The sequence below is a fragment of the Hansschlegelia beijingensis genome, from assembly GCF_045505405.1.
GTDB classification, from domain to species: Bacteria; Pseudomonadota; Alphaproteobacteria; order Rhizobiales; family Methylopilaceae; genus Methylopila; species Methylopila beijingensis_A.
In genome coordinates this window covers 1-4,514 of the sequence record NZ_JBJKEX010000249.1, presented here as the reverse complement: position 1 = coordinate 4,514, position 4,514 = coordinate 1, and the positions used below count along the sequence as shown (strand labels likewise).

Below are 4,514 nucleotides of genomic sequence, written 5' to 3'. Positions count from 1 at the left end.
GCGGTGCGGTTGACGATGGTGCGGGTCACCTCGCGGGCGACCCGCTGGCCGGGCGTCAGCGTCCCCTTGCGGCCTGCGCCGGCCCCGAAGACCGTCTTGAACAGGCCGCCCAGCAGGTCGTCGCCGCCCGCGTCGGCCTGCGTCGCGGCCTGATCGGCTGCGACCGTCGTCTCCGCCTTGCGGGCCAGCATCTCGTATGCGGAGTCGCGGTCGATCGTGATGTCGTAGCGCCCGGCTACCGGCGAGGACGCGATCAGCGCCTTGCGCTCTTCGGGCGTCACCGGGCCGATGCGGCCCGCCGGCGGCGCGATCAGCGTGCGCTGCACGACGGTGGGGGCGCCCTTGCCCTCGAGCGTCGAGACCAGCGCCTCGCCGACGCCGAGTTCGGTGATAACCTGCGCGGTCTTGAGGTCGGGGTTCGGCCGGAAGGTCTCGGCCGCGGCCCTGACCGCCTTCTGGTCGCGCGGCGTGTAGGCGCGCAGCGCGTGCTGGATGCGGCTGCCGAGCTGGCCCGCCACCGTCTCCGGCACGTCGATCGGGTTCTGCGTGACGAAATAGACGCCGACGCCCTTGGAGCGGATCAGCCGCACCACCTGCTCGACCTTGTCGATCAGCGCCTTGGGCGCCTCGTCGAACAGCAGATGCGCCTCGTCGAAGAAGAACACGAGCTTCGGCTTGTCCGGGTCGCCGACCTCCGGCAGTTCCTCGAACAGCTCCGACATCAGCCAGAGCAGGAAGGTCGCGTAGAGCCTGGGGCTCGCCATCAGCTTGTCGGCGGCCAGGATGTTGATGACGCCGCGGCCGTCGGGCGCCGTGCGCATGAGGTCGTTCAGCGAAAGCGCCGGCTCGCCGAAGAACTTGGCGCCGCCCTGTTGCTCCAGCACCAGCAGCTGGCGCTGCACCGCGCCGACCGTGGCCTTGGCGACGTTGCCGTATTTGGTCGTGAAGGCGGCGGCGTTCTCAGCCACATATCCGAGCAGCGCCTGCAGGTCCTTGAGATCGAGCAGCAGCAGGCCCTGTTCGTCGGCGACGCGGAAGACGATGTTGAGCACGCCCTCCTGGATGTCGTTGAGGCCCATCAGGCGCGCCAGCAGCAGCGGCCCCATCTCGGAGACCGTGGCGCGGATCGGATGGCCCTGCTCGCCGAACAGGTCCCAGAGCGCTACCGGAAAGGCGCTGTTCTGATACGGCTCGAGGCCCACCTCCTTGGCGCGCTTCACTAGGAAGTCCTTCGGCTCGCCCATCTGGGAGACGCCCGAGAGATCGCCCTTGATGTCGGCGGCGAACACCGGAACGCCGGCCCGCGAAAACCCCTCGGCGAGGACCTGCAGGGTGACGGTCTTGCCTGTCCCGGTCGCGCCGGTGACCAGTCCGTGCCGGTTGGCGAGCCGCAGCTCGAGCTCCTCCGCCTTCACCCTCGCGCCGTGAGAGTCGAAGCTCGTCCCGATGAAGATCTTGCCGTTCTCCGCCATGCGGCCTCGCCCCTCGTCCGTGGGGCGCGAGCCTGCCACGGCGCGCGGGGCGAACCAAGCCGGCCTCCTTCCAATGGCCGCTTGTCATGAGACCATCGACCCCTAAACTGCGCCGCCGAACGGAGGGGACAGGCATGGACGAATTGGTGACCCGGCTATCCAACGCCGCTCACATCGACCGCGCCAAGGCTGCGGCCGCGGTCAAGACCATCCTGGTGTTCCTCGACAAGGAGGCGCCTCCGGCGGCCGTGAAGGAGCTGGTGGACGCGATTCCGGGCGCCGCTCCCGTGCTCGACGAGGGCAGGGCGCAGGCGGCGGAGTCTCCCGGCTATCCGGGCTTCGGCGCGATGGCGGCCTATCACGCGCTGACCGCCGCCGGACTGTCGGGCGGCGAGGTTCAGGTCGTGACGCGTGAAATGCTCGCCTTCTCGCGCGATACTGTCGGGGAGGAGACCACGGGCCGCATCGTCGGCGCCGTGCCGGGGCTCGAAGCCTTCATCTGACTGGAGCGCCGCCTCGCGCGGCGTTCGTGCCTGTGCGTTCGCATGGCCCGCGTTGCTTTGGGCCCGGGTCGGTCACGATGCCGCGCAGGAGGGCGACGCATGTCCTATCCGGTCTCCGAGGTTGGTTGCGTCGGGCCGGAGGTCATCGCGAAGTTGAAGGCCGTGCGGGTCCGCACCACGGCGACGCTTCTGGAGAAGGCGAGCACGCCGAAAGGCCGCAAGGCGCTCGCCGCCGCCGCCGGGCTCGACGACACGGTCATCCTGAAGCTCGCGAACATCGCCGATCTGACCCGCGTGCCGGGCGTCGCGCTCGATTACGCCGTGCTGCTCGAAGCCGCGGGCGTCGACACCGTGCCGGATCTGCGCAACCGCAACCCGGCCAATCTCGCCCGGGCGGTGGCCCGGCTGAACCAGACGCGCAGGATCGTGCACGCGCCGCCGTCCGAAAAGCTGCTCGCGAAATGGATCGAGAGCGCCAAGGCGCTGCCGGTGACGCTGACCTATTGATCGGCCGCGGGGTTTCTTCCGGCGGCGAAATCATGCTGATGGTCTGCCGTTCGCCATCCTAGCGCCCGGGTTCCGCATGTCCGACGGCTCGTCCAAGCCCGCCTTCTCCGCCGCCCGCCTGTTCGACCGGGCCGGCGGCCCGCGCGTCATGGGCATCCTGAACGTCACGCCGGACTCATTTTCCGACGGCGGGCGCTTCGCGGCCGTCGAGAACGCCGCCGCGCACGCCCGCGCGATGGCGGAGGAGGGCGCCGACGTCATCGACATCGGCGGCGAGTCGACCCGGCCGGGCTATCAGGCGGTCGACGCCGAGGAGGAGATCCGCCGCGTCGTGCCGGCCATCCGCGCCGTGAGGGAGGCGGTCGACGCGCCGATCTCGATCGACACCATGAAGGCTAAGGTGGCGGCTGCGGCGCTCGAGGCGGGCGCCCGGATCGTCAACGACGTCTGGGGCTTGCAGCGCGACCCGGACATCGCCCGCGTGGCCGCCGAGCACGGGGCCCCGGTCGTGGTGATGCATCACCGCACCGAGGTCGATTCCGCGCTCGACATCGTCGAGGACATGAAGCGGTTTCTCGGCCGCTCGATCGAGATCGCCCAGAAGGCGGGAATCCCGGACGCCGCGATCGCGCTCGATCCGGGCGTCGGATTCGGCAAGACGATCCCCCAGAACCTGATCGCCATCAGGCGGGTCGACGCGCTCGCCGCCATGGGCTTCCCCGTACTGCTGGGGACCTCGCGCAAGTCGCTGATCGGGCACATCCTCGAGCGCCGGCCGGAGGAGCGCGTGTTCGGCACGGTGGCGACCTCGGTGCTCGGCTGGCGCCAGGGGGCGGTGATGTTCCGCGTCCACGACGTGCGCGCCAATCGCGACGCGCTGCTGGTGGCGCAGGCGATCCTCGACGCCTGAGCGCGCGCCGCTCCAAACGAAAAACGGGGCCCGAAGGCCCCGCAGGATCAGTCGCTTGCGACGATCACTTCGCCTTGGAGTACAGCTCCTCGACATACTCCCAGTTCACCAGATTCTCGATGAACGCCTTGAGGTAGTCGGGACGACGGTTGCGGTAGTCGATGTAGTAGGAGTGCTCCCAGACATCGACGCCGAGCAGCGGCGTCGCGCCATGCACCAGCGGGTTCTCGCCGTTCGGGGTCTTCATCACCTCGAGCTTGCCGTTCTTGAGCGCGAGCCATGCCCAGCCGGAGCCGAACTGGCCCTTGCCGGCCTCGATGAAGTCTTCCTTGAACTTCTCGACGCCACCGAGGTCCTCCTTGATCTTGGCCTCGAGCGAGCCCGGGACGGCGCCGCCGCCGTTCGGCTTCATCCACTTCCAGAAATGGATGTGGTTGAAGTGCTGGCCGGCGTTGTTGAACAGCGCCTGGTTCTTCCCGTAGGAGCCGATCACCACCTCTTCGAGGGACTTGCCTTCAAGGCCGGAGCCGGCGAGCAGCTTGTTGCCCGTCTCGACATAGGCGTTGTGATGCTTGTCGTGATGGAACTCCAAGGTCTCCTTGGACATATAAGGCTGCAGAGCGTCGTAGGCGTAGGGCAGGTCCGGAAGCTCGAAGGCCATCGAAAATCTCCACGTGAAAAGATGGGCGTTCCGCTGGGCCGCGAGGCGTGACGAAGCTCCGCGTGCAGCGGCAGGTCGCCCGCGTTAGATATGCTTGTCGGCCCTTGGGGACAACGCCGCTCGCGGATCGGCGGCCGCTTCACCGGCCGGTAACCATCACGGGTCGAGACAGACGCAAGAGCAGACACCTCGCGAGGCCGCCATAGCCATGTCCGTCGTCCTGTACCTGCTCGGAGCGGGCCTGCTGGCCTGGAGCGGCGTCATGCTGCTGCAGGGCGACGCCTTCGCGACGCTCGACATCGCGACCCGGCTCGCCGGGTCGGGCGTGCTGGCGATCGGCCTTGGCGCCGTGACCGGCGCGATCCAGAGATTTGGCCGAATCGTGGCCCGCGCCGCCGGCGGGCGGGAGGGCGAGGGCGGCTGGCTGCCTGGCGTGCTTCAGCGCAGCCGGAACCCCGGCC

6 protein-coding genes are annotated in these 4,514 nt (G+C 69.0%); 4 read left to right on the top strand and 2 right to left on the bottom strand.

What is annotated here, in order from left to right:
• On the bottom strand, positions 1–1,472 hold a 1,472-nt coding region (locus tag ACIKT0_RS13525), incomplete at its 3' end, for a helicase HerA-like domain-containing protein (RefSeq protein WP_407105847.1).
• A gap of 134 nt (positions 1,473–1,606) precedes the next feature.
• Here ACIKT0_RS13525 and ACIKT0_RS13520 point away from each other — a divergent pair.
• The 3 genes from ACIKT0_RS13520 to folP all read left to right on the top strand — a co-directional run bounded on the left by ACIKT0_RS13520 (position 1,607) and on the right by folP (position 3,392).
• Positions 1,607–1,975 carry a hypothetical protein gene (locus ACIKT0_RS13520; protein WP_407105846.1) on the top strand — a complete coding sequence of 123 codons (369 nt, stop codon included), beginning with the start codon at positions 1,607–1,609 and terminating at the stop codon, positions 1,973–1,975.
• Between the two features lie 99 nt (positions 1,976–2,074).
• On the top strand, positions 2,075–2,482 hold the full coding sequence (locus tag ACIKT0_RS13515; RefSeq protein WP_407105845.1) for a DUF4332 domain-containing protein: 408 nt from the start codon (positions 2,075–2,077) through the stop codon (positions 2,480–2,482).
• Between the two features lie 76 nt (positions 2,483–2,558).
• A complete protein-coding gene (gene folP / locus ACIKT0_RS13510; RefSeq protein ID WP_407105844.1) occupies positions 2,559–3,392 on the top strand; it encodes a dihydropteroate synthase in 834 nt (277 codons plus the stop codon).
• A gap of 64 nt (positions 3,393–3,456) precedes the next feature.
• Here the strand turns inward: folP and ACIKT0_RS13505 are convergent, their stop codons facing one another.
• Positions 3,457–4,053: a superoxide dismutase gene (locus ACIKT0_RS13505; RefSeq protein ID WP_407105843.1), complete on the bottom strand. Its 597-nt coding sequence runs from the start codon at positions 4,051–4,053 to the stop codon at positions 3,457–3,459.
• A gap of 208 nt (positions 4,054–4,261) precedes the next feature.
• On the opposite strand from ACIKT0_RS13505, the gene ACIKT0_RS13500 reads away from it, so the two are divergent.
• Positions 4,262–4,514 (top strand): hypothetical protein (locus tag ACIKT0_RS13500; RefSeq protein WP_407105842.1); only part of this gene is annotated, 253 nt, incomplete at its 3' end.